The organism is Tamlana carrageenivorans, from assembly GCF_002893765.1.
GTDB lineage: Bacteria > Bacteroidota > Bacteroidia > Flavobacteriales > Flavobacteriaceae > Pseudotamlana > Pseudotamlana carrageenivorans.
Genome location: NZ_CP025938.1, coordinates 1,441,121 through 1,466,385 on the forward strand (window position 1 = coordinate 1,441,121; position 25,265 = coordinate 1,466,385).

General features: G+C 33.9%; 19 protein-coding genes and 1 tRNA gene. 6 read left to right on the plus strand and 14 right to left on the minus strand.

Translation table 11 applies throughout. The annotated features are described in order from the left end of the window. The first annotated feature begins 176 nt into the window (after positions 1 to 176). Entirely contained in the window at positions 177 to 872 is a 696-nt protein-coding gene (locus C1A40_RS06480) for an SDR family NAD(P)-dependent oxidoreductase (RefSeq protein WP_102995186.1), read from the plus strand. A gap of 223 nt (positions 873 to 1,095) precedes the next feature. Here the strand turns inward: C1A40_RS06480 and C1A40_RS06485 are convergent, their stop codons facing one another. The 5 genes from C1A40_RS06485 to C1A40_RS06505 form a co-directional block, all read right to left on the minus strand. Then, positions 1,096 to 1,608, minus strand: coding sequence for an OmpH/Skp family outer membrane protein (locus C1A40_RS06485; protein WP_102995187.1), 513 nt, complete (start codon positions 1,606 to 1,608; stop codon positions 1,096 to 1,098). A 236-nt stretch (positions 1,609 to 1,844) separates the two neighbouring features. Beyond that, positions 1,845 to 2,693 carry a class I SAM-dependent methyltransferase gene (locus C1A40_RS06490; protein WP_241910502.1) on the minus strand — a complete coding sequence of 283 codons (849 nt, stop codon included), beginning with the start codon at positions 2,691 to 2,693 and terminating at the stop codon, positions 1,845 to 1,847. A gap of 2,105 nt (positions 2,694 to 4,798) precedes the next feature. Beyond that, positions 4,799 to 6,670: a tRNA uridine-5-carboxymethylaminomethyl(34) synthesis enzyme MnmG gene (gene mnmG, locus C1A40_RS06495; RefSeq protein WP_102997155.1), complete on the minus strand. Its 1,872-nt coding sequence runs from the start codon at positions 6,668 to 6,670 to the stop codon at positions 4,799 to 4,801. Positions 6,671 to 6,748: 78 nt separating this feature from the next. Then, complete coding sequence (ybeY, locus tag C1A40_RS06500) at positions 6,749 to 7,159, minus strand: rRNA maturation RNase YbeY (protein ID WP_102995189.1); 411 nt, start codon at positions 7,157 to 7,159, stop codon at positions 6,749 to 6,751. Beyond that, entirely contained in the window at positions 7,152 to 10,547 is a 3,396-nt protein-coding gene (locus C1A40_RS06505; RefSeq protein ID WP_102995190.1) for a DUF4175 family protein, read from the minus strand. Before C1A40_RS06505 ends, ybeY begins: the two co-directional genes overlap by 8 nt. 151 nt (positions 10,548 to 10,698) lie before the next feature. Here C1A40_RS06505 and gltX point away from each other — a divergent pair, with 151 nt between their 5' ends. Further along, positions 10,699 to 12,216, plus strand: coding sequence for a glutamate--tRNA ligase (gene gltX, locus C1A40_RS06510; RefSeq protein WP_102995191.1), 1,518 nt, complete (start codon positions 10,699 to 10,701; stop codon positions 12,214 to 12,216). A gap of 68 nt (positions 12,217 to 12,284) precedes the next feature. Here gltX and C1A40_RS06515 read toward each other — a convergent pair whose 3' ends face one another. From C1A40_RS06515 to C1A40_RS06525, 3 genes are all read right to left on the minus strand, one after another. Next, positions 12,285 to 12,623 carry a hypothetical protein gene (locus C1A40_RS06515; protein WP_158651306.1) on the minus strand — a complete coding sequence of 113 codons (339 nt, stop codon included), beginning with the start codon at positions 12,621 to 12,623 and terminating at the stop codon, positions 12,285 to 12,287. A 1-nt stretch (position 12,624) separates the two neighbouring features. After that, positions 12,625 to 13,503: an IS982 family transposase gene (locus C1A40_RS06520; RefSeq protein WP_102994439.1), complete on the minus strand. Its 879-nt coding sequence runs from the start codon at positions 13,501 to 13,503 to the stop codon at positions 12,625 to 12,627. A 62-nt stretch (positions 13,504 to 13,565) separates the two neighbouring features. After that, on the minus strand, positions 13,566 to 13,949 hold the full coding sequence (locus C1A40_RS06525; protein WP_102995193.1) for a hypothetical protein: 384 nt from the start codon (positions 13,947 to 13,949) through the stop codon (positions 13,566 to 13,568). Positions 13,950 to 14,021: 72 nt separating this feature from the next. Here C1A40_RS06525 and C1A40_RS06530 point away from each other — a divergent pair, with 72 nt between their 5' ends. Continuing rightward, entirely contained in the window at positions 14,022 to 14,945 is a 924-nt protein-coding gene (locus C1A40_RS06530) for an SPFH domain-containing protein (protein ID WP_102995194.1), read from the plus strand. Positions 14,946 to 15,380: 435 nt separating this feature from the next. Here the strand turns inward: C1A40_RS06530 and C1A40_RS06535 are convergent, their stop codons facing one another. The 3 genes from C1A40_RS06535 to C1A40_RS06545 form a co-directional block, all read right to left on the minus strand. Continuing rightward, positions 15,381 to 16,535 (minus strand): GNAT family N-acetyltransferase, encoded by a 1,155-nt coding sequence (locus C1A40_RS06535; protein ID WP_102995195.1) that lies wholly within the window; start codon positions 16,533 to 16,535, stop codon positions 15,381 to 15,383. A 72-nt stretch (positions 16,536 to 16,607) separates the two neighbouring features. Next, positions 16,608 to 17,066, minus strand: coding sequence for a DUF1761 domain-containing protein (locus C1A40_RS06540; protein ID WP_102995196.1), 459 nt, complete (start codon positions 17,064 to 17,066; stop codon positions 16,608 to 16,610). A gap of 273 nt (positions 17,067 to 17,339) precedes the next feature. After that, entirely contained in the window at positions 17,340 to 19,334 is a 1,995-nt protein-coding gene (locus tag C1A40_RS06545; RefSeq protein WP_102997156.1) for a glutamine--tRNA ligase/YqeY domain fusion protein, read from the minus strand. Positions 19,335 to 19,475: 141 nt separating this feature from the next. Here C1A40_RS06545 and C1A40_RS06550 point away from each other — a divergent pair, with 141 nt between their 5' ends. The 3 genes from C1A40_RS06550 to C1A40_RS06560 all read left to right on the plus strand — a co-directional run bounded on the left by C1A40_RS06550 (position 19,476) and on the right by C1A40_RS06560 (position 20,194). Next, entirely contained in the window at positions 19,476 to 19,682 is a 207-nt protein-coding gene (locus C1A40_RS06550; protein ID WP_068605033.1) for a zinc ribbon domain-containing protein, read from the plus strand. A gap of 2 nt (positions 19,683 to 19,684) precedes the next feature. After that, positions 19,685 to 20,047, plus strand: coding sequence for a dihydroneopterin aldolase (gene folB / locus C1A40_RS06555; protein WP_102995197.1), 363 nt, complete (start codon positions 19,685 to 19,687; stop codon positions 20,045 to 20,047). Between the two features lie 76 nt (positions 20,048 to 20,123). After that, positions 20,124 to 20,194: transfer RNA gene (locus tag C1A40_RS06560), tRNA-Cys, on the plus strand. Between the two features lie 272 nt (positions 20,195 to 20,466). On the opposite strand, the gene C1A40_RS06565 is transcribed toward C1A40_RS06560, so the two are convergent. From C1A40_RS06565 to C1A40_RS06575, 3 genes are all read right to left on the minus strand, one after another. Beyond that, entirely contained in the window at positions 20,467 to 21,147 is a 681-nt protein-coding gene (locus C1A40_RS06565; protein ID WP_102995198.1) for a LysE family translocator, read from the minus strand. Between the two features lie 166 nt (positions 21,148 to 21,313). Then, on the minus strand, positions 21,314 to 23,605 hold the full coding sequence (gene bglX, locus C1A40_RS06570; RefSeq protein WP_102995199.1) for a beta-glucosidase BglX: 2,292 nt from the start codon (positions 23,603 to 23,605) through the stop codon (positions 21,314 to 21,316). 4 nt (positions 23,606 to 23,609) lie between these two features. After that, positions 23,610 to 25,265 carry a family 16 glycosylhydrolase gene (locus tag C1A40_RS06575; protein WP_102995200.1) on the minus strand — a complete coding sequence of 552 codons (1,656 nt, stop codon included), beginning with the start codon at positions 25,263 to 25,265 and terminating at the stop codon, positions 23,610 to 23,612.

The window sequence follows — 25,265 nt, forward strand, 5'->3', positions numbered from 1 at the left end:
AAACTTTAATTAAATGACTAACTTTATTAATTATGAATCACTGATTTTCAATAATATAATTTTAAGGCAATCAGAATGCCATATTTCAACATCTGATTAATTCCTCAAGCTAACGGCGGAATTTTGAAGATATTCTAAGAATAAAATTTTTCGTTAGTCGAAATTAAAACAAACCCATGAAAAACTATTTAATAATTGGCGGATCATCTGGTATTGGAAAGGAATTAGTAACACTACTCGAGAATGAAGGAGCCCATGTTATTGCTACGTTTAACCAAAATAAAGTTAAAAATAGACCGCATGTAAAGTATATCAAATTAGATGTTACAGTAGAACCATTAAATCTTGAAGAACTACCTGAAGAAATTCATGGATTAGCTTATTGTCCTGGGAGTATAAACTTAAAACCATTCAAACGTTTTACTGACGAAGACTTTATGCAAGATTTTCAATTACAAGTTCTAGGAGCAACTAACATTATCAAGCAAATATTACCAAGGCTTAAAAAGAGCGAGAAGGCCTCAATTTTGCTATTCTCAACTATAGCAGTACAATCCGGGTTTAGCTTCCATTCACAGATAGCCATATCCAAAGGTGCCATCGAAGGATTAACCAGATCTTTAGCTGCCGAATTCGCGCCTTTAATAAGAGTTAATGCCATAGCGCCTTCAATAACAAATACAGCCCTTGCCAGTAGGTTTCTTAACACCCCAGAAAAGTTGAATTTACAAGCGCAAAGAAATCCGTTAAAGCGCATAGGAAAAGCAAATGATGTTGCTGAAGCCGCATTATTCCTAATTACTCCAAAATCATCATGGATCACTGGCCAAATTTTTCACGTTGATGGTGGAGATTCAAAAATAAAACAATAGTATGTACCAAAAGCTAAATGGCAAAAAACCCCATTTAGTCATACTTTAATAAACATATATCGTACCAAAAAAGCTTCCTGAAAACGTTAATACAATCGTCCTTCTGTACTCGACACAGCGTCTCATAATATTGAAATTCAATAGTTATAAGAATCTGAAAGACAGTCAGATTGACCTAAAATTAACTTTTCAGAAAGCCTCTAATAAATAATTTTATAAAAGATTATTCTTTTTTGTATTCGGCGTTTAAAGCTTCTAAAATGGTTTGGGTTAAATCATTTTCTTCTGCACCATAAAGTACTGAAGCCGCTGCATCACTAGTTCCTAAAACAAAAGTATAACCATTTTTCTTTCCGTAATCCTTAACAAAATCTTTTACCTTAACAATTACAGAATCAATTTGTGCTTGAAACTCTTGGGTAATGGCTTGCTGCTCAATTTGCATTTGCTGTTGAAGTCTTTGCTGTTTTTGCTGTAATCCACCCATAATTTCCTGAGCTTTCTGAGGTGTTTTTCTTGCTACAGATTGAGCTTCTTTTACTTCAGCTTGAAATGCTTTTCCGATACTATCTGCTCGCTTTTGAAAAGCTTGATCCTTAATTTGAAACTTCGTTTCAATATCGATCTTTTCTTGAAAATCGTTTATAACAATGCCATTATCAATGTAACCGATTTTTTGTTGATTACAAGATGTTAAAACTAGAGCAAGTAAAACGAGGTAAAATATGTTTTTCATTCTTTTTAAGTTGTATGTTTTTATATTCGAACAAATGTAGGAAAGTAAAGTAGAATCAAATCATGATTTGAAATGATTTTAACATATAACCAAAAACTATAAAAACCAAACATTAAATAACAAAAAACTATCGAAAATAACTTTAAATAAAGCGTTTTAAGAGCTTTTTTGAAAACGCCTTAGTGTTTGCACAGAAGAAGCCTTCAAACGCCTTTAAATATAATTTATACAAGTTTTTATTCGTTTTTAACCACAAAAATTAATGAAGAGGCTTCTTTTGATCGTTTTGCTTTCAAATTTGATTTAAATCCCGTCATAAAAGCACGAATTAGTTTGAAACTTGCTTTTTTATATTTTTCTGAAAGCAAGCTCACATAATAGGCATCAAATTTCATAGGAAGGACATCTACAACTTTTAAATTATGTTTTGTTAATAATGCCGACATTGAAGTTTTACAAAAATGCCAAAGATGTCTAGGTGCATCATAAGCAGCCCAAAATTCTTGATAATAAATCGCATCGTAACTTTTATGATTAGGAACAGCAATAATTAAAGTTCCAGTAGGTTTTAGTAGTTTTTTATAGATTTCTATTTGATTTTCTAAATCTGGTAAATGCTCTAAAACATGCCAGAGGGTTATAACATCAAATCGGTGTTGTTTAAATTTAAGAAGCTCATCGGTATCAAAAACCCCGTGGTTGGTTTTTTTATTTGCAATCTCGCGAGCATGAGCATTTGGTTCTATACCATAACCATACCAACCATTTTGTTTCGCTACTTTTAAAAAATCCCCAGTTCCACAGCCTATATCTAACAATATTTTACCATCTGTGGCATACTCATTAATAAGTTTAACTTTACTCTTAAGAGCCTTTCCACGCACCATATGATATAATATTTCAACCAAATTCCTTCTAGAATCCGTATGAGAAATATAGTCTTTACTCTCGTAATAATGTGGCAATTTATCTGGGTCTGGCTTGGGCGTGGTTTCTAAAAACCCAAATTCCGAATTTTTAATCAGTGTAAACTCTTCTCCTGAAACGGAATGGTCAATAACTTTTAAGGCGTTGTCGTCTGTCACAATTTGAAATAATTAAGTGTAAATAACAGTATTATTTAGCTAATAAACGTACTAAATGTAATGTATAAACAGAAAGATAAAAAAGAAAAGTTTAAAAAAAACATCAAAACGATTCGAAACCGCTTACAATAAAGCAGGATCAGCCTAATTCATATAAATCTATTGTCAGTCTGAACCTGTTGGAGACCTGTTTTTGCATTAAAGATTCACTAAAAAAAACATTTAGACAAGCTCAGTGTGACACAAAAACTAGGATTAAACCAAGGTCCATTTATCACAAAAAGGGGAAATCTTGATTGCGTTTTAAATGGAAATACAGACTTAAAAACATCTTGAACTTCAAAAAAGAAATAAATAAAGGTTGTTATTTTGATGAAATTTCTAGATGAAACTGATACGTTTTCAACTAAATCTCGTGTCAGTCTGAGCTTATCGAATACCTATTTTTGCATCAAAGTTTTACTAAAAAAGCACTTCGACAAGCTTAGTGTAACATAAAAACCATGAATAAACAAAACCCTATTTACCGCAAAAAATGAAAATTTTAATTGCTTTTTAAATGGAAACACAGACTAAAAACAGACCTAAAAAACATATTGAACTTCAAAAAGGAATTAATAAAGGCTACTTTTTCAATAAAGTTTCTAGGTAAAATTGATACATTTTCAACTAAATCTCGTGTCAGTCTGAGCTTGTCGAAGACCTATTTTTGCATCAAAGTTTAAACAAAAAATACTTCGACATGCTTAGTGTGACACAAAAACTATGATTAAACTAAGGTCAATTTATCACAAAAAGTGAAAATCTTGATTGCATTTTAAATGGAAATTCAGACCTAAAAAACATCCTGAACTTTAACAAAGAAATAAATAAAGGCTGTTTTTTTGATGAAATTTCTAGATGAACCTGATACGTTTTCAACTAAATCTCGTGTCAATCTAAGCTTATCGAAGACCTATTTTTGCATCAAAGTTTAAACAAAAAATACTTCGACATGCTTAGTGTGACAGAAAAACTATGATTAAACTAAGGTCAATTTATCACAAAAAGTGAAAATCTTGATTGCATTTTAAATAGAAATACAGACTTAAAAACATCTTGAACTTCAAAAAAGAAATAAATAAAGGCTGTTTTTTTGATGAAATTTTCAGGTGAAATTGATACATTTTCAACTAAATCTCGTGTCAGTCTGAGCTTATCGAATACCTATTTTTGCATCAAAGTTTTACTAAAAAAGCACTTCGACAAGCTTAGTGTAACATAAAAACCATGAATAAACAAAACCCTATTTACCGCAAAAAATGAAAATTTTAATTGCTTTTTAAATGGAAACACAGACTAAAAACAGACCTAAAAAACATATTGAACTTCAAAAAGGAATTAATAAAGGCTACTTTTTCAATAAAGTTTCTAGGTAAAATTGATACATTTTCAACTAAATCTCGTGTCAGTCTGAGCTTGTCGAAGACCTATTTTTGCATCAAAGTTTAAACAAAAAATACTTCGACATGCTTAGTGTGACACAAAAACTATGATTAAACTAAGGTCAATTTATCACAAAAAGTGAAAATCTTGATTGCATTTTAAATAGAAATACAGACTTAAAAACATCTTGAACTTCAAAAAAGAAATAAATAAAGGCTGTTTTTTTGATGAAATTTTCAGGTGAAACTGATACGATTTCAATTAAATTTCGTGTCAGTCTGAGCTTGTCGAAGACCTATTTTTGCATCAAAGTTTTACTAAAAAAGCACTTCGACAAGCTTAGTGTAACATAAAAACCATGAATAAACAAAACCCTATTTATCGCAAAAAATGAAAATTTTAATTGCTTTTTAAATGGAAACACAGACTAAAAACAGACCTAAAAAACATCTTGAACTTCAAAAAGGAATTAATAAAGGCTACTTTTTTAATAAAGTTTCTAGGTGAAATTGATACATTTTCAACTAAATCTCGTGTCAGTCTGAGCTTATCAAATACCTATTTTTGCGTCAAATTTTCATTAAAAAACACTTCTACAAACTCAGTGTGACATAAAAAATATCATTAAAAAACACATGTTCCACGTGGAACGTTTCAAAAAGAAATGCTTTTTTTAAGGATTATCTACCCATATAAACAAGCAATACAGAGATGTCATTTGGAGATACACCACTAATTCTGGAAGCCTGAGAAACGGTTGTAGGTTGTATTTTTTTAAGCTTTTCACGAGCCTCAAAACTCATGGATTTGATTTGAGAATAGTCAAAATTAGCTGGTATTTTAACATACTCTAAACGACTTAATTTATCGGCATTATTCTTTTCTTTAGCAATATATCCTGCATACTTCACTTGTATCTCTGCCTGCTCAATAATCTCACGATCTAAGTTGTTTTCTTGAATATAAACCTCAACACTATCTACTTTTCTGAGATCATCCATTTCGATATTTGGTCGTGCAAAAACCTTAAACAACTTCCCGGATTGCTTTACAGGCGACGAGGATTTACTTTCTAAAATAGGATTAATCACCTCCGGCTTAACACTTGTTTTTTCAAAGAAGTCAACAAACTTTTCGGCTGCCTCATGCTTCTCCTCCATCCGTTTTAAACGTTTTTCAGAAGCTAAACCAAGCTCAAAACCTTTTGGTGTTAATCTAAAATCCGCATTATCCTGACGCAATAAAGTACGATATTCAGCCCTTGAAGTAAACATACGATAAGGCTCTTCTGTACCCTTCGTAATTAAATCATCTATTAAAACTCCTATATAAGCTTCATCTCTTTTTAAAGTAAAAGCCTCCCGTTCTTGAACTTTTAAGCTGGCATTAATACCAGCCATTAAGCCTTGAGAAGCAGCCTCTTCATAACCAGTAGTACCATTAATTTGTCCAGCAAAATACAACCCTTCAACCAACTTAGTTTCCAAAGTATGTTTAAGCTGTGTAGGTGGAAAATAATCATATTCAATAGCATATCCTGGTCTGAAGAATTTCACATTCTCAAAACCTACTACCGAACGTAAAGCCTTAAACTGAACATCTTCTGGAAGCGATGTAGAAAAACCATTCACATAAACTTCACAGGTATGCCAGCCTTCAGGTTCGATAAATAATTGATGCCTGTCCTTATCTGCAAAACGATTTATTTTATCTTCGATAGACGGACAATAACGTGGACCCAAACTTTTAATTCGACCGTTAAACATAGGCGAACGATCAAACCCCTCACGTAACAAATCATGAACTTGTTCGCTAGTATAAGTCATGTAACAAGAACGCTGTTCTACAAGAGGTTTCGTTATGTCTAAAAATGAAAATTTTTCAGGATTATCATCACCAGGTTGTTCGGTCATTTTAGAATAATCTAAACTTCGTCCGTCAACTCTTGGAGGTGTTCCAGTTTTCATTCTACCAGATTCGAAACCTAATTCTACCAGTTGTTCGGTAATACCGGTTGCAGCTTTTTCCCCTGCTCTACCTCCACCAAAATTTTTATCACCAATATGAATTAAACCATTTAGAAAAGTTCCATTAGTAAGTACCACAGATTTGGCCTTTATAGAAACACCTAGCGAAGTTTTTACTCCGGATACACGTCCGTTTTCAATTAACAAACCAGCAACCATTTCTTGATAAAAATCTAAATTAGGAGTACCCTCTAAAAGCATACGCCAATCTTCAGCAAATCGCATACGGTCACTTTGAACCCTCGGACTCCACATCGCAGGTCCTTTAGATTTATTAAGCATCTTAAATTGAATAGCCGATGTATCAGACACAATACCGCTGTAACCACCTAAAGCATCAATCTCACGAACAATTTGCCCCTTAGCAATTCCTCCCATAGCGGGATTACAAGACATCTGAGCGATGTTTTGCAGGTTCATGGTAACTAACAAGGTTTTACTACCCATGTTAGCCGCTGCGGCCGCCGCTTCACTTCCTGCGTGCCCAGCACCTACAACGATAACATCATAAACTTCATTAAACATAAAATCTGGTTTCAATACAGTGTTCCACGTGGAACACTAAAATTTTTAGTTTGCAAATATACAATGAAATACGGAATCCTACTTCAAGCGAGATAAATAGAAATTTTCTTTCTCACGCATCAATTTTGCTTCATCATCCGTTTTATCTTTATAGCCACAATAATGTAAAATACCATGTATGATAACTCGACACATTTCCTCGTCAAAATCAACATTATATTCTAACGCATTATCACGCACACGATCAACCGAAATATAAATATCACCTTGAATAATTTTACCTATGGAATAATCAAAACTTATGATATCGGTAAGAGTATCATGATTTAAAAACTCCACATTTAAATCGTACAAATAATCATCGGTACAGAAAATATAATTTATCTCTTCAAGCTTATGGTTTTCCAAAGCTATGGCATCCTTTATCCATTTAGAAATAGTGCCCTCCGAGGCAAGTTCAAATTCAGTTTCGTAATTAAAATTAATCATGATCTTCCTTAAAATATAGCTTTACACGTTCTTTGTAAATTTGCTGCAAAGGTAAAGCTTGTCGGTTTAAAATTTCGGTAGTTTTAAAATATTGTTTTGCCTTCGGTAATTGATCCGTAGAAACCCCATTAAAATCATTATTAGGTGTTTCAGATTCTCGTTTATCATCTTCACCCTGTTCTAGAGTTGCATTTTCCAAACGCATTAACTGATGTTTCAAATTCATCATACGTTGAAGCGTACGTTCCGTAAAACCTTCATTCAACAAATCCATTTCGATTCGTTCCATCTGACGCACCAAAGCAGCTCCCGTTCCAGATTTACCTTCCTGTGATAACTTTGCTTTTAAAGCATCACGTAAGGCCTGTTGCTGTTTATAAATTTCAAATAATAAAGCATCTTGCGCGTCGCTTTCACCTTGTCCTGAACCCGCTTTACCATCACCTTCTTCGCCAGCTTTACCATTTTGTCCCTTTTTATCACTTTCTTTAGAACCCTCCTGATCTTCCCCTTCCTGCTGTCCATTCCCTTCTTTAGGCTTTCCTTTTTCACTTTTAGACAAGCCTTCCTCCATCATCTTGTTTAATTCTTCCTGACCCATAATAATATCAGGAAGTTGCATCTCACCTTGCCCACCTTGCCCGGCAGACATGCTCAAGCTTTCTTCCATATTATCCAAAACGTCACTTAAAAAATGGGAAAGGTTATTGGTAGCCGTAATAGTAAATTGTTGATTAGAAACACCCTGATAAACGTGATTTTCCGCAAACAACTCCAACGCCTTATCTATGTTATAATAAACCTCTGAGATTTCCTTATTAACTTGTTCGGATAATTTTGGCTGTCGCAATGATAAAGCAAAAAGACTATCATCTACATGCTCGAAATAAACCCGTAAATCATTTTGTTTTTTAAGGTAATTTGCAAACTTGTTATGATCATCCTGAATACTTTTAAATTGATTCATCAAGGCCTCTTGCTCGAAAGAAAAAAGTACTAAGTTGTCTAGTACCTGTCGCAACATTTCGGCATCCTCTTGCATGGATTCCGCTCCACCCATTTGCATAGCAGATTTCATTTGAGCGCTCATCTGCTTCATTTTTTCGGCAGCCTTCTTCTGGCTCTTTTGAGCATCGTTTAAATTTTTATTTTGTTCTTCAGGTTTAGCCTCTTTATCTTCCTCTAATTTTTGAAGCTCATCAAGCGCTTTATTTTGTTCGGACTGCACTTCATTTTCATCGAGTTTATCCCGCGGAATTTCAATAGGTTTTTTTAGAACTTTACTTTCTTTCTCTAAATCTTCAATCTCCTTTTTATAGTCTTCAAAACTTTTATTTAAGCCATCTTGTTTTTCAGATTGATTTTCAGATTTAGGTTTGTTAGATAATACTTCTTGTTCTTCAGCAAGATTTAATAAATCTTCTTGCAACTTCTCCAATTTCTTTTCAACATAAAAGCGTTTGGTTAACTCCAACATTTGCTCCAAGCTGCGTTTCTTATTTTTGTTTTCTTTAGCGAGCTCCTCAAGTTTATTAATCAGTTCTTCTTTATTAATTTTCTCTTGAAGACGTTCTAACTCCTCCAATAATTTTTCATCCTTTTTTAATCGTTCCTCATTGTCCTTTAAACGCTGTTTTAAATCTTCTTTAAATTTGTCCTTCTCCTCATTGTCTTTTTGAAACTCTTCTAAATTATCATGAAGCTTTTTATTGAATTGTTTCATCATGTCATCCTGCTGCTTTTGATATTTCAGAAAAGATTCTAACTTCTTTTTATCATTAAAATTTAAAACCTTTTTTTCGAGTTGGGTCTTGGTTAATTGCTCCAAGGACTTTTGCTGCGTATCAAATTTATTTAGAGATTTATTCAAATCTTGAATGGCATCTTGTTGTTCATTTAAGTTTTTCTCAATAGCTTCTTCAGTAGTACGCTTTCTATAGCTAAAAATCTGACTTTTAACCGATTTAAATTTATTAACTACGTCATTATCAATAACTTGAAAATATAAATCATAAGAAATTCCTGCTTCAATATTCAAATTATTAGGGAAAGCAGTAACAAATTCAGAAACATTAGAATTAGAAAATGGTAAGACCACAATCTGTTTAGCTTCTTCATCATGAGAAGGGTAATAAACCATTTGTAATTTAGAAAAGCCATAATCGTCACTTACCTGACCATAAAAATAAAGGGTTTGTAAATCGACCGTATCCTTTTCAACTTTAATACGCACTTCAGGGTGCTCATCTTTAATAACCCTAATAGAAAAATCTAAATTTTCATAATTTTTGAGATTGCTATTACTCGTACTTAATCCGTAATTAAAAGGATTAAACGCCTGCTTAGAAAACTTAAAGGCGTTAGCACCATCTGAAACAAAGAGACTGGTGTCATTAGATACAAACTGTACTTCGTTAGTCGACTTAGTTTGAACTTGCCAAGTAATTTTCGTGCCTTCAGGAACCGAAGCATTACCGGTGCTTTTCAAGGTTTCATTAGCTTTTTTAGTATAGTTTGGATAATCTAAAATCATATTAAAACTCACTAAAGACGGCGTTGGAATTACATTTATCTGATAGTTTTTAGAATACACATCGTTTGCAGACAAACGGAAATCAATTGTTTCTTTAGGTTGAGAAAACACATATTCAAAAGTACCTATCCCCTTTTTCTCTAAAAAATAAACCTCATCATTATAAAAAATTTGAACAGATTCTGGAACCACTTCACCAACAGTTTCCACACGTACAGTAAAATCCTTGTTCTCTACAGCATTTAAATCATTATTTATTACAAAAAATTTGAAAGGCGCTGGTGGCTCATACGCCGTTTTATAATCGACCACCCGTTTATAACTCGCGCTAAATCCATTTATATGTCCAGACAAAAACACTAATAAAATAATAAGCACAGGAATGGCAGCATATTTTAAATACTTTGTCGTCGATTTAAAATTAACGGCTAATTTAAAAGGCACGGGTTGAAGCTCCAACGATTTTTGTTCAATACTCGCCAAGAGCAATTCCGATTGCAATTTATTCTGATGCAATTGTAAAACGTTTAGCAGTTTATCGTTAACCTCAGGAAAATGTTTACCAATAATTTTAGAAGCAAATTCGTAATCAATACCCTTTTGGAGTTTAAATAATTTAGCTAATGGCAAGACTAAAAATTTAATAAGCAAGCCTAATTCAACAATCACGAACAACCAAAACAGCACGGTTCTAGATGTAGGGTTTAACCATAAAACAGATTCTATGAAAAGGGTTAGAAGAAAATACAGCAAGCCTATTGTAAAAAATAACAGGGCACCTTTAAGCAATTCATTAAAATAAAATCGCCTAATAAATACCTCTAACTTTTCTTGTATAATTTTAAAATGATTCATGCACCCCTCCAAACCTAATTGTTGATAATCTTTTAACTTACTAAACTACAATTTTATTTTTTACGAGGTTCTAAATAAGCTGTTAATTGTATCTTTGCAGCGCTTCTTGACGCCTTGTTTAAGAGGCTATTTTCAACAGAAACATTATATCATGACCAAAAAAGTTCGTGTGCGTTTTGCACCTAGCCCGACAGGACCTTTACATATTGGAGGCGTAAGAACCGCCTTATTCAATTATTTATTTGCCAAGAAACATGGTGGAGATTTTATTCTACGTATTGAAGACACCGATCAGAACCGCTATGTTGAAGGTGCTGAACAATACATTATTGATGCCCTAAAATGGTGCGGAATGCCAATTGATGAAGGTGTTGGTAAAGAAGGCGCCTTTGGTCCTTACCGCCAAAGTGAACGTAAAGATTTATACAAACAATACGCCGATGAATTAATCGCATCGGGTAATGCCTATTATGCTTTTGATACGGCTGAAACATTAGATTTCCACAGAAAAGATCATGAAGCTAAAGGAAAAACTTTTATTTATAATTGGCACAACCGCTTAAAATTGAGTAACTCTTTATCGCTTAGCGCGGAAGAAACACAGGCTAAAATTGATGCTGGTGAAGATTATGTGGTTCGTTTTAAATCACCTCAAGATGAAACTTTACATCTTAAAGATATTATTCGTGGTGATATTAAAATCGATACCAATATTTTAGATGATAAAGTATTGTTTAAAAGTGATGGCATGCCAACCTATCATTTGGCGAATATTGTAGACGACCATTTAATGGAAATTACTCATGTGATTCGTGGTGAAGAATGGTTACCTTCTTTAGCCTTACACTATCAATTATATAAAGCCTTCGGATGGGAAGCTCCAGAATTTGCGCATTTACCTTTAATTTTAAAACCTACTGGTAAAGGAAAATTAAGCAAACGCGATGGCGATAAATTAGGCTTTCCTGTATTTCCTTTAGAATGGAAAGATCCAAAAACAAACGAAATTTCTAGAGGTTATAAAGAAGATGGTTATTTCCCTGAAGCCATGGTAAACTTCCTAGCCTTTTTAGGGTGGAACCCAGGTACGGAACAAGAGATTTTTAGTCTTGATCAGCTTATAAATGATTTCGATTTAAAACGGGTAAACAAAGCAGGAGCTCGTTTCGATCCTGATAAAACAAAATGGTTTAACCACCATTACATGCAAGAGCAATACGACGAAGTATTAGCGGAAGCTTTTAAACCTATTGTTGACGCTAAATTAAATGCCGATATCGATAGTCAATACATCGGTATGGCCATTGGTTTGGTTAAAGAGCGTGCCACATTTGTATCAGATTTTTGGGATTTAACCCATTATTTTTTCACGGCACCAACATCATACGATGAAAAAGCCTCGAAAAAAGCGTTTAAAGAAGATACCAAAGCTATTTTATCTGAAATCAGTACTATCGTGAATGGTATTGAAGATTTTACGGTTGAAAACATTCAAACAACTATAAAAGGATGGATTACAAGCAACGAGATTGGTTTCGGAAAAGTGATGATGCCTTTACGTTTGGCTTTAGTTGGCGCTTTACAAGGTCCAGATGTTTTTGATATCATGTATATGATTGGCAAAAATGAAAGTATCAAACGTATTGAAAACGTGATAAGTACGCTTTAATTACATAAAAAGATTATAACATATAACAGGTGAAGCAATTCTAATGAAATGCTTCACCTGTTTTCATTTTAAAAAGTAAAAATAGCGCTTAAAGTATACATTTCTTGATGTCCTTTAAATTTAGATCCACCTCCTAAATCTAAATTTTCATCATTAAGGGCATTTAAAATATTTGTAAAACCATGAATGTATTGGGCTTTAATCATAAACATTCGAATACCAACCGAAGCACCTACAACACCATTAACATTAAATTTGGAAAGCTTCGTAATATCTTGTGCAGATAAAGCGGTATACTGGTTAATATAATAATCTTTTTGGCGCTTGTCTTTAAATTCCAAATCGCCATTATACTGCAGCATAGGACCCAAATCAAGGGTTAAATAGTTTTTAAACCCGTTGTGCATTTTAAATAATGCTAATTTTAATATTATTAATGTTTCTCCCAAAAATAAACTTATTGATATACTGAATAGTTGTTAAAGCAGTTATCTTAGCTACGATTCTTGTTTTAAAACCTTCAAAAGTTTTAGCATAATTGCGTCTTATCATAAATTGGTCACAAAGTTGTGAAAATAATGTTTCTATCCTTTTCCTCTTTTTTCTAAATACATAAGGCTGTACTTTGTAATTTTTTTGATTGCTTCTCATAGGTGTATTTAGCGTTATATTACAGGTTTCAAACAAGTTAAGTTGTATTTCTGTTGATAAATAGCCTTTATCACCAATTAATGTACAATCGCTTATTTGCATCTTAATATCTTTAAGATAATTAATATCGTGTACAGATGCTGGACTCAAATCGATACTTTGAAAGACACCATTTACAGAACAAACAGCGTGCAGTTTATAACCGTAATAATTAGAACTTTGAGCTGCACAATAACCTTTATCTGGAAATGCATAAGTGTTTTCTTTACAAATCTTTGAACGAGAACTGCGTGATAATTTACAAACTTCTAAGGGCATACTATCTACTACAAAATAATCTTCAAATTCATTAAAATGGGAAGCTAAGCTTAACCTGATACTGTTGAGCTTATTAACTAGTTTTCGTCTTCTTCTATTGTAGACACTTCTCTCTATTTTTGATAATAGGGAATCTGGAAGTTTTCTAAAAAGGTCATTTTCACTATCTATTCCCATAAATTCGGCAGTAAGACTCAAACTGATAAGTTCTAAATCACTAAGCTTTGGTTGTCGTCTTTGATAACTTAAAAGTTGTTCTTTCGATATTTTTCTTAATACTTCCAATATTCTTTCGTAATTTGCACTCAAGTTGTTCATTATTAATGATTTGTAGTTAAATCAATTTACTGATTTTCAGTAAGATGAACAACTTTTTTCTTTTAAATCATAATGCACAACGGGTTTTTAAATAATTTAACATGTAAAGCGAAATCCAATTGCGCCATTAATAGCTTGTATCGAATTTGTTCTGTTTCGCTACTCAATAAACTGGGGCGTCCCAAAATTTCAATCACATTTTCAGAAAACTGCATACCATAACTTAAATTATACCTTTTTGGAGGCATATCTACAGACACACGTAAACCTCCGGTAAAACCTTTTGATGCCTGTGTTGAAAAATTATCGGTTATAATATTAAATTGGGTTAAACCACCCGATATACCAATACCATTAGAAATCTTATAATAACCTTTTTGAGAAAAACTTTTTGTAACAAAAAGTGATATACAGAAGACTAATAATAAAAATGACTTATATTTCATACATAAAACTTTAACCTTCAAATTTAGGTTAAATTTTATAAATTAATTCTCACAAATAATAATCTAAAAATTATGTCTTTCATTTTATTTCCCATTATTTTTTTAGGTCTCATTATCATTATAACAGGCCTATTTACGGTTAAACAACAATCAGCAGCCATTATTGAACGTTTCGGTAAATTTCAAAGCATACGCCAATCTGGATTACAACTAAAAATACCGTTAGTAGATCGTGTTTCCGGACGTTTAAGTTTAAAAATTCAACAATTAGATGTTATCATTGAAACCAAAACTTTGGATGATGTATTTGTTAGACTTAAAGTTTCTGTACAATACAAAGTGATAAAAGAAAAAGTATATGATGCCTTTTATAAACTCGATTATCCGCATGAGCAAATAACTTCATACGTCTTTGATGTGGTTCGTGCTGAAGTTCCTAAAATGAAATTAGATGATGTTTTTGTTAAAAAAGATGATATCGCATTAGCAGTAAAAGCCGAATTAAATGATGCCATGCTAGATTATGGTTTTGATATCATTAAAACCTTAGTTACCGATATAGATCCAGATCCACAAGTAAAAGCAGCCATGAACCGTATTAATGCTGCCGACAGAGAAAAAACAGCAGCGCAATATGAAGGTGATGCACAACGTATTTTAATTGTTGAAAAAGCAAAAGCTGAAGCCGAAAGTAAACGTTTACAAGGACAAGGTATTGCCGATCAACGTCGTGAAATTGCACGTGGTTTAGAGGAATCGGTTGAAGTTTTAAATCGTGTGGGTATTAACAGTCAAGAAGCTTCGGCATTAATTGTTGTAACACAGCACTACGATACCCTACAATCTTTAGGAGAAGAAACTAATAGTAACCTAATTTTATTACCCAATGCACCACAAGCTGGTAGTAACATGCTAAACGATATGGTAGCTAGTTTTACTGCAAGTAACCAAATAGGTGAAATGATGAAGGAGAATAAAAAGAAGAAAGAAGATTAATTTGTTCTTAGTTGATTTGTTTATTTGACAAAACCCAACTGTTTACTAAATTCTAAAAAAAGCCTTATGTTTTAACAACGTAAGGCTTTTTTATTAAAGATTATAATTGTATTGAATTAGAAACTAATTTGTTCTTTTTGAATTTTAGTTTAAACAAGTTACAATTGTTTGTTTTCCGTCATGCCGAACTTGTTTCGGCATCTCATTACGTATGAAATCTATATTTTATAATGTGACCCTGAAATAAATTCAGGGTGACGTGTAACTTTACTATCAACAGCGGATATTCAAAAAACATCTACACCATTAAACGCTTAAACAAACCAACAATCTTAATAATTTAAACTAAGATTCCTCCTAGCGTCGGAATGACAAAAAATAAACAGAAAACAAACTAGTAATTACACCATTAAACGCATCAACAAATAAACAACCCTACTTAAAAGGGTGTCTTTCCTCCCACTCTTGCTTGGGATTCATGAGTTTAAAAACCGGCTTTAAAATCCAATTCCAGAACTTATTAGTGTGCTTCATATACATTTCCATAGGTATCGCTTTAGCCCCTACAGAACTCTTAATGGCCATGGCCGTGCGCGCATAAACAATGTTTTTAAACTTGTTTTCTATACCAAACTGCAGCATATCATACAGCATATTTAAATAAAGCTGATTGGTAAATTGATGGGCTTTATCATAACCCAAAAAGTATGTTTCTAATTGCTGACCGTTTAAAATAAGGGTGTAAAAACCAACTAAAGTACCATCCAAAAAGTAACCATATACTTTAAAATCGGTTCCCAATTGTTGTTTTAAGCTTAAAAAATGATTTTCGGGTAATACAAAAGAATTAAACTTGGCGTTATTGGAGACATTCAAATATAATTTATGAAGCGTTTCATGATGAATTTTAACAAGCTCTAAATCCAGTTCTTTGCTAATAATTTTTCCAAACTTTTTTTTAGCGCGTTTATAACGGTCTCTATATTTCTTGGTTAGTTCTGAAGTATAGTCTCCAAAATTTTCCCAATTGGGCCGCACGTTCATAATCATATTAGGCTGTACGGCCACTTGATGTAAGCCTTCGCTTTGATAAACCTGAGATTGGTTATATAGCAAATCATCTTTAAAAAAATCTTTAAGAATAACTAAGCGCACCGTTTTACCATCGTTTTCTTTAATACGTGTTTTAAGCGTTTTTAACGCATTAAATACTAAACTCGTGTATACACCAAAGGAAATAGTGTTTTTATCGTAGAACATACCGTGCTGACCTGTGTGCGTAAGATTACCAACAACTAACACATTGCCTTTTAAAACTTTTGAAATTTGCCGTTGAAAAAACTCTTTAACACAAGAAACTTGAGTTTTCCGAAACATGTCTTTAAGATATAATTTTACATGCTGAACGATACTTATCCCAACCAATTGATCGTCTATAAAAACACCAACATAATACAACTGAATATTATTGGGAATACCCGTTTCTAAGGCTTTTAAATACTTTTTTTGTAGAAAAATGTCATGTCCCACTAAATCATCCCATGATTGTGGAAGCACTTCAGAAGCATCGTAAATTTTATAGGTTTTCAATAGAAATAAAAAAGACTGAAAATTACAATTCTCAGTCTTTATTTTAGTTAAAACTTTACAAAAATAATAGGATTACCAAGCACAAATAATGCCACCCATAATGGCTAAAGTGACAATCCAATAGCCACTATTTATAAAGATATATTTTGCGCCCTTTCTTTCAAAAAGTGCATTAGTACCTAAAATGGGTAAGGCAATAAATATTCCTGTTAAAGTACCATGCAAGGCACCGTGTTTAAAGGTTCTAAAGGCATTTCCATAATCTGAAAGAAATGCGGCATAGGAAGGTAAAGCGTTAGAAGGATCACCACCAACCAAGCTTAAAGCGCCAACTTGATGAATAACAATACCAGGAAGTGCCGTTGATAATAAAAAAGCAAAAAAGAGTGCTAAAATAAAGATCTTAGCCATATTACCGCCTTTCAAATCGGCTTCAGTTAAGCCAGCCGAGCGCATCCAAGCAGTTCCAAATACTTTAGGATGATACCAAATAAATCCGATAACCAATGCCGAAATAGCAGCTACAAGCATCGCTAGAAGATAAAATTCGATTCCATTATTTAATGTTTAGTGGTTAGAATTCTAAATATAATTAAAATACCTGTTTATAAGTCCATAAAATAAAAAAGCTGCTTAAAAAGTTGGTTTTACGTCAATCTGAATTTATTTTCAGATTCTCACAATTATTGATTCATAATGTGATGTGATACGGTGCCGAGCACAGCATGACGCTTGTTATAACTTTTTAAGCAGCTTCTATAAAATTAAAATCGCGTTTTTAATAAACACCATTTTTTTTATCTACTAAATCGCTTTGGCTATAGCCACTAATATGTCATTTTTATCTTCGGTCGCTTTAGCTATAAAAGCATTAATGTCATCATTTTTAGCTTGACCATTTTTTAATAAAACGCCTAAAGTTAAAGCAACAGCAATACGCGTTCCTACCTTTTTAGCAGCGGTATTAAACAAAGGCTGTAACTCTTCATAACTCACTTTTTCAGCTAATTTTAATATTTCAGTTTTAACCTTTTCTTGCTTAGCTTCAGGCAAATTGGTGTATTTTTTACCCAATTGCTGAATCACATCTATAGCCTTACGTTCGGGTCTATTTTGCGTATTATTTTGAGCAGGTTTATTTTGTGGTTTTGGTTGCGCTTTAGCCCATGAATCGCGTAAACCAACTGTTTTATTAAAGACTAACTTTTCTGAAGTGCTATCATCATCAACATTAAAATAACCTAAACGTTGAAACTGAAAACGGTCGCCAATTTTAGCTTCTTGTAAACTAGGTTCTACAAAGGCATTGATAATTTTTAAAGAATTCGGATTGATAAATTCCATAAAGTCCTTGTCTTGATGACTATCTGGAGCTTCATCGTTAAACAAGCGATCGTACTCACTAACTTCGGCTTTAATCGCATGCGGAATAGACACCCAATGCAAAGTACCTTTAACACGTTTGGTGGTGTCTTCAGAATAGGTACAATGAACTTCAGTTACTTCACCATTGTCATCTTTAACAACCGATTCCGCTTTAATGATGTAAGCATTTTTTAAACGGACTTCACCTCCTAATTTTAAACGGAAAAACTTGTTACCAGCTTCTTCTTTAAAATCTTCTTTTTCAATATATAATTCACGAGAAAAAGGCACCTTTCTAAATCCGGCGCTTTCATCTTCCTGATTATTTTCAGCCTCTAACCACTCTACTTTATCTTCTGGATAGTTAGTAATAACCAGTTTTACAGGATCTAAAACAGCCATAACACGTGGTGCTGTTTTATTTAAATCTTCACGAATACAAAATTCTAAAAGCGATACATCAATCACGTTTTCACGTTTAGCCACACCAACCGTTTCTACAAATTTTCTAATGGCTGCAGGCGTATATCCACGACGACGTAAACCAGAAATGGTAGGCATTCTTGGATCATCCCATCCATTAACAATACCATCTTCAACCAATTTAAGCAGCTTTCGCTTACTCATAATCGTATAACTTAAATTTAAACGTGCGAATTCGCGTTGTTTTGGTCTAAGCTTATCCTCTTCTACAACTTGGTCTAAAAACCAATCGTAAAGTTCTCTATGTGGTTTAAATTCCAAGGAACATAAAGAATGTGAAATTTGCTCTAAATAATCACTCTCACCATGGGTCCAGTCGTACATCGGATAGACACACCAATCGTTGGCTGTTCTGTGATGATGCTTCTTTAAAACACGGTAAATAATAGGATCACGCATCAGCATATTAGGGTGCTGCATGTCAATTTTAGCACGTAAAATATGTTCACCTTCATCGAATTCACCATTTTTCATGCGTTCAAAAAGGTCGAGATTTTCTTGTACCGTTCTATTTCTAAACGGCCCATCAACACCAGGTTGTGTAGGCGTCCCTTTTTGCTCGGCCATAGCTTCACTAGACTGCGAATCTACATAAGCTTTACCCTCTTTAATTAACTGTACGGCCCAATCGTAAAGTTGTTGAAAATAATCGGAAGAAAACAACTCCTTATCCCAAGTATAACCCAACCAAGCGACATCTTTCTTAATCGCATCAACATACTCCTGCTCTTCTTTAGCCGGATTAGTATCATCGAATCTTAAATTAACAGGGGCCTTATATTTTTCACCTAAACCAAAACTAATACCGATGGCTTTGGTGTGACCAATATGTAAATAACCATTTGGTTCTGGAGGAAATCTAAAACGTAAGTCATCTTTAGACATCCCGTTAGCTAGATCTTCTTCTATAATTTGCTCAATAAAATTGAGAGATTTTCTTTCTTCAGACATTTTCTGATTTTTTTCAACTAAATAAGGGTCAAAATTACGGAAAATCAAGTTATTTTTGCCCATTATATATTATCAAGCGTAATAAAAATTATTTCAGTATATTAAAGCATCTAACGACGTTATACTAAAAGAAATATTTTTATGAAAAATTTAGATTATACCTGTCCGAAATGCCAAAACAAAACCTATAGCATCGGACAAATGCGCGCCACGGGTGGTACATTATCTAAAATATTTGATGTACAGAATCAAAAATTTACATCGGTAACCTGTAAACGTTGCACTTATACAGAATTTTATAAAACTAAAACGAGTGCGTTAAGTAACGTATTCGATCTATTTACATAAATATGGGAATTATAACCGTTGAAAACATTAGAATTTTTGCCCACCATGGTTGTTTAAAAGAAGAAACCAAAATTGGTAGTGATTATTCGGTGAATTTAAAAGTTGAAGCTGATTTACAAAAATCGGCAAAGTCTGATAAACTAAGTGATACTGTAGATTATGTATTCTTAAATCGGGTTATTAAAGAGGAAATGAACATACCTTCTCAACTTTTAGAAACGGTTGCAAAACGCATATTGAATCGTATTTTTAAAGAAGATGCTTTAGTTAAAAAAGCGACCGTTTGGGTAAGTAAATTAAACCCTCCCATTGGTGGTGATGTCGAGAAAGTGACTATAAAAATGCGCAAAAAGCGTAAAAAGTAATTTTATATAAAAAAAAGTCACATTTTTTTATACATTTGCAGCAGATTTCAGAAACCCTGAAATTTTACATATAAATGGCGTCGTGGCCGAGTGGCTAGGCAGAGGTCTGCAAAACCTTGTACAGCGGTTCGAATCCGCTCGACGCCTCAAAAAAGCTTTCAGTTTTCTGGAAGCTTTTTTTTATGCTTTTTTTAAAGTTTTTAGGATGTTATATTGAACCTGATTAAGCATTAAAAGGTGCTATATTAACCATTAAAAGTACTTTGTGATCTGTGGGATTACCTCATTTACACAGACAAAAGAACCATATGAATACAACAGTTTCACACATAATCACTTATAAAACATAAAACTTATAGTTCCAATCAATAGTTTGAAATACAAAATTTTTACAATAATAAGCTATAACAACATCAAGGTTAATCGTGATATATTTGATGCTCTAACTTTTCTTTATTTTTCTCGTAAGCCTTGGGAAATATGCCTTGCAATAATAACAGAATGCCAAAAGCAAGAATGACTATAGCAATCACCTTTTTAGTTTTAAAAATAAGTCGTGGAGTAAGTTTAGCTTTTAAGCGTTTTGCGATAAGAATTTTAATTAAATCGGTAATAAAGTAAGAAGCCACCATAGAGGTAATAAAAATGGCTCCACCATGTTCTGAAGACGTTAAAGAATCGCCTAAAACAATAAAACCAAGCCAGCCTAAAAGCACCCCAATATTGATGAAATTAAGTAAAAATCCTTTGATAAAAAGTTTGCCATAGGCTTTATTAATTTCAACTTTATAATACTCTTTAACAATGGTTCTAAATGATTTTGAGGTTTTTATAAAGGAAATAATACCATAAACAATAAGTAAAACGCCTCCAAAAATCAAGAAACTGGGGTCGTTTCCTATTTTACCTCTTAGGTTATTGGTGCTGTAAAAAGCAATTAAAATGAAGATAATATCGGCTAGAATAACGCCTAAATCGAAAATTATTGCCGCTCTAAACCCCTTTGTAGCACTGGTTTCAAGTAACACAAAAAAAACAGGACCAATGGTAAAGGCTAAAATGATTCCGAAGGGAATGGCAGTTAAAATATCATCAAACATCTATATGGAAAGCTTTACACAAAGTAAAGAAATATTTTTAAAACAACGAGTTTACATAAACATTGAATGCATGCCACTGGAGATGACAAAAAAAAGTGTGACACTTAGGCCACACTTTTAAAACAAACAAAATTCTAAAAAAAACTATTAACTAAATCATTTAAGGTTATTCTAAATCGAAATTGGCTTCTAGATTGGTATTGGAACTTCCGCCAACAAACACATTAAACTTGCCTGGTTCAATAATAAAATGACCTTCATTATCATAAAACCCGAGTTCTTTTTCGGTTAAAACAAAATGAATGGTTTTGGATGCTCCGGCATCTAATTCAACCATTTCGAATCCTTTAAGCTCTTTTACAGGGCGCGTTACGCTTGCAAACAAATCTCTAATGTATAATTGCACCACTTCTTTTCCAGTTACTTTTCCTGTGTTTTTTAGATCTACCGAAACTTGCACTTCATTTTTAGAAACAACTTGAACATTTAGATTAGAGTAAGCAAAAGAGGTATAGCTTAAACCGTAACCAAAAGGATACAAAGGCGCATTGCTTTGATCGGTATAATGCGACCAAAATACCTCATCTGGAGCAGGTAGTTTTGGACGTCCTGTATTCTTGTAATTGTAATAAATAGGCACTTGTCCAACACTTTTAGGGAATGTCATTGGCAATTTTCCGCTTGGATTATAATCGCCATACAAAACTTGTGCAATAGCATGCCCACTTTGTGTACCTAATTGCCAGGCTTCTAGAATGGCAGGCACATGTGCATCGGCCCAGTTTATGGTTAAAGGTCTGCCGTTATTTAATACTAAAACGATGTTTTTATTCACCTTATAAACGGCTTCTAATAATTCTTGCTGAACTCCTGGTAAACCTAATTCCGAACGGCTTCTACCCTCCCCTGATTGAAAACCATGTTCACCTAAAACCATAACCACAACATCTGCATTTTTTGCTGTTGCAATAGCTTTTGAAAAACCACTTTTATCGGTGGTATTTATATTTAATTCGATAGCAAATTCACCTTTTCCAATAGTTACATCGGCACCTTTAGCATACGAAATGGTATTGCCTTTATAATTTTGAATTCCTTCTAAAACAGAAACAGCTGTACTGTCTTTGGCAGCAATACGCCAACTACCTAATGGACTGGTTTTATCGTTTGCCAAAGCTCCAATTAAAGCAATATTCTGACCCTCTTTTTTTAATGGTAATACGTTCCCTTCATTTTTAAGAAGTACGATAGATTTTTTAGCAACATCTAGAACTGCATCATTATTTTCTTTAGAACCAATAACCGCTTTTTCGCGACTTTCATCACAATATTTATAAGGATCATCAAAAAGACCTAACTCGTACTTTACCCTTAAAATACGCTTTACCGCATCATTAATAAGAGCTTCGTCCACTTTGCCTTCTTTAACTAAATTGGCCAATTCTTCCACATAAGCATAAGATTCCATATCCATATCAGAGCCTGCTTTTACGGCTAATTCTGCAACTTCTTTTTTGTTAGCTGCAAAGCCGTGGGCAATCATTTCGTTTAATGAGCCCCAGTCTGATACTACAAAACCATCATAGTTCCATTTGCTTTTTAAAATATCACGTTGTAAATAAGCATTTCCTGTTGCTGGTACGCCATTAAGTTCGTTAAAAGCATTCATAAAAGTTTTAACGCCAGCTTCGGCAGCAGCTTTAAAGGGTGGAAAAATTATGTTATTTAAAGTTGATGTACCAACATCGACCGTATTGTAATCTCTGCCAGATTCTGCAAACCCATAACCAGCAAAATGCTTCGCACAGGCTGCAATGGTATTAGGAGAAGCTAAATCGTCGCCCTGAAACCCTTGTACGCGTGCCACAGCAATTTTAGAGCCTAAATAAGGATCTTCACCAGCACCTTCCATAACACGTCCCCAACGGGCATCTCTAGAGATATCAACCATTGGCGCGAAAGTCCAGTTTATTCCTGCAGCAGCAGATTCTTTAGCTGCTATAGCTGCTGATTTTTTTATAGCGTCTAAATCCCAACTGGCAGCTTCAGCCAAAGGAATCGGACTTAAAGTTTCATAACCATGAATCACATCAAAACCAATGATTAAAGGAATACCCAAACGGGTTTCTTCAACTGCTATTTTCTGTACGGCACGAACCTCTTCAACCCCTCTTACATTAAGCATAGAACCCACATAGCCCTTTTTTAAATGTTCGTATTTTTTAGCCGCACCACCTTCAGAAGGTGTAGGTCCTGTAACATTCCAGAACCCGTTATATTGGTTCATTTGGCCTACTTTTTCTTCTATCGTCATGATAGCAAGCAGGCTGTCAACTTTTTTGTTTATCGTATTTGAACCACTTTCAGTGGTCGCCATCGCATCTTTTTCATTTGCTTTACCGCATGAAATTAATACAAGTACGACACTGAAAATAGTAGTATAAAAATAGTTTCTCATAATGTTATTGATAGACTCTTACATATTCAACTTCCATGATATCTTCAACAAAATTTGGATCTACCGAGCCGCCTAAAGTCCCGCCCATAGCCACGTTTAAAATCATAAAAAAGTCTTTATTAAATGGGGTATCTGCTGTATTAGGAAAAGACAGAAATACAGTATCATCAACAAGTAGTTTAATAACATTGGCAGTCCATTCCACCGTATAGTTATGAAACTCTGAAGTAGCGGTTAAATTAGCCGTACTATTTGTTACTGCTTCGCCTGCAGAGTTTCCAGGAAGATGTAAAGCCCCTGAAGTTTTAGCTTTATCCCAGCCTGTTTGTTCCATAATATCAATTTCGCCACAAGCTGGCCAACCGGCAGTATCGAAATTAGCTCCCAACATCCAAATGGCAGGCCATGTACCTTCCGATCCTGGTAATTTAGCTCTAACCTCAACGCGACCATAGGTAAACTCTTCTAAGTTTTCCGATTTTAATCGTGATGAAGTGTACCCATTACCGTTTGCTTTTGCTACAATTTTAAGGGTTCCATCAGAGATATATGAATTCTCACGAGTATCTGTATAGGTTTGCAACTCTTGGTTTCCCCAACCACCAGCACCTAAATCGTAGGTCCATTTAGTAGCATCGGGAGCACCATCGGTATCAAATTCATCAGACCAAACCAGGGTGTTAAAAACCGATTCGAAAGCATCTTCCGCAGGACTGGTTTGAAATTTTAAATACCATGCTATAGCCGAATCATTAATATCTAGCGTTCTCACATATAATTCTGTATCTGATACTGAAATAATTTCGTAATCGGAAGTACCTAAATAATAACTCATAAATGCATCATCAGAAAAACTCATAGCCGTTCCTCTAGCCGTAAAATCTGGATCTGGTACTGTACTCCAATCGTTTGATGAAGGCGCTAAAGACACTAAACTCGTTCCAGAAGTATCAAAATCAAAACAAGCATCTTCACTACCATCGCCACCAACAATAGCTTGGTTACCACCATTAAAAAATGTAGAACCATTATTATTTAATTCATAGGTTAATTGCCCATTAGCTTCTAACGTGAAGGTTAATTCATCATCACAAAAACAAGCACTAATCTCTTCAGCACACTTCTCAAAAGGTTGTGCGGCATACCATTTTGGGTACCAATAACCTTCGCCATCAATAGTAGCATTAGCAGGCCCTAAGCCTAAATGTGCAGGTTCTGAAGCCGCTAAATACCACGTTCTACTACTACCGCCTGTTAAAAATTGTTTGGCTTCTGGATCGTCAAAATCACTACGCACCGTCACCTCAATAGACGTACTAGAAGAAACCCCACCTGTACCTATGGCGTTAACAATAACCGTATAAGTGTTTACCCCTACTTTTGTAAAACGGTGTCTGGTTGTTCCTGAAGGTACCACTTCGCTTGTGCCATCTCCAAAATCGAATTTATAGCTAATAAAGTTGTTCGCTTTCGCGGAAATATCCACAAATCCGGTACCATCACCATCGGGGTTATCGGCATCTTGACCAACAACTTCAGCAGAAACACTTAGGTTGGTTGGTGCTATAATAGCTCCTAATGAAGCATCATCGTCCTGACAACTGGTAGCAAAAGTCATCAGGGAAACAAAAATTCCTATATAATATTTTAAGTTTTTCAT

Excerpts from the sequence above, each read along its gene's own strand:
- C1A40_RS06485 (WP_102995187.1), bottom strand. The coding sequence starts at position 1,608 with ATGAAAAACATATTTTACCTCGTTTTACTTGCTCTAGTTTTAACATCT.
- gltX (WP_102995191.1), top strand. The coding sequence starts at position 10,699 with ATGACCAAAAAAGTTCGTGTGCGTTTTGCACCTAGCCCGACAGGACCT.
- C1A40_RS06530 (WP_102995194.1), top strand. The coding sequence starts at position 14,022 with ATGTCTTTCATTTTATTTCCCATTATTTTTTTAGGTCTCATTATCATT.
- C1A40_RS06480 (WP_102995186.1), top strand. The coding sequence starts at position 177 with ATGAAAAACTATTTAATAATTGGCGGATCATCTGGTATTGGAAAGGAA.
- C1A40_RS06525 (WP_102995193.1), bottom strand. The coding sequence starts at position 13,949 with ATGAAATATAAGTCATTTTTATTATTAGTCTTCTGTATATCACTTTTT.
- folB (WP_102995197.1), top strand. The coding sequence starts at position 19,685 with ATGGGAATTATAACCGTTGAAAACATTAGAATTTTTGCCCACCATGGT.
- C1A40_RS06545 (WP_102997156.1), bottom strand. The coding sequence starts at position 19,334 with ATGTCTGAAGAAAGAAAATCTCTCAATTTTATTGAGCAAATTATAGAA.
- C1A40_RS06540 (WP_102995196.1), bottom strand. The coding sequence starts at position 17,066 with ATGCTTGTAGCTGCTATTTCGGCATTGGTTATCGGATTTATTTGGTAT.
- C1A40_RS06515 (WP_158651306.1), bottom strand. The coding sequence starts at position 12,623 with ATGCACAACGGGTTTAAAAACTATTTAACCCTTGATTTGGGTCCTATG.
- C1A40_RS06520 (WP_102994439.1), bottom strand. The coding sequence starts at position 13,503 with ATGAACAACTTGAGTGCAAATTACGAAAGAATATTGGAAGTATTAAGA.
- C1A40_RS06505 (WP_102995190.1), bottom strand. The coding sequence starts at position 10,547 with ATGAATCATTTTAAAATTATACAAGAAAAGTTAGAGGTATTTATTAGG.
- bglX (WP_102995199.1), bottom strand. The coding sequence starts at position 23,605 with ATGAGAAACTATTTTTATACTACTATTTTCAGTGTCGTACTTGTATTA.
- mnmG (WP_102997155.1), bottom strand. The coding sequence starts at position 6,670 with ATGTTTAATGAAGTTTATGATGTTATCGTTGTAGGTGCTGGGCACGCA.
- ybeY (WP_102995189.1), bottom strand. The coding sequence starts at position 7,159 with ATGATTAATTTTAATTACGAAACTGAATTTGAACTTGCCTCGGAGGGC.
- C1A40_RS06575 (WP_102995200.1), bottom strand. The coding sequence starts at position 25,265 with ATGAAAAACTTAAAATATTATATAGGAATTTTTGTTTCCCTGATGACT.
- C1A40_RS06550 (WP_068605033.1), top strand. The coding sequence starts at position 19,476 with ATGAAAAATTTAGATTATACCTGTCCGAAATGCCAAAACAAAACCTAT.
- C1A40_RS06565 (WP_102995198.1), bottom strand. The coding sequence starts at position 21,147 with ATGTTTGATGATATTTTAACTGCCATTCCCTTCGGAATCATTTTAGCC.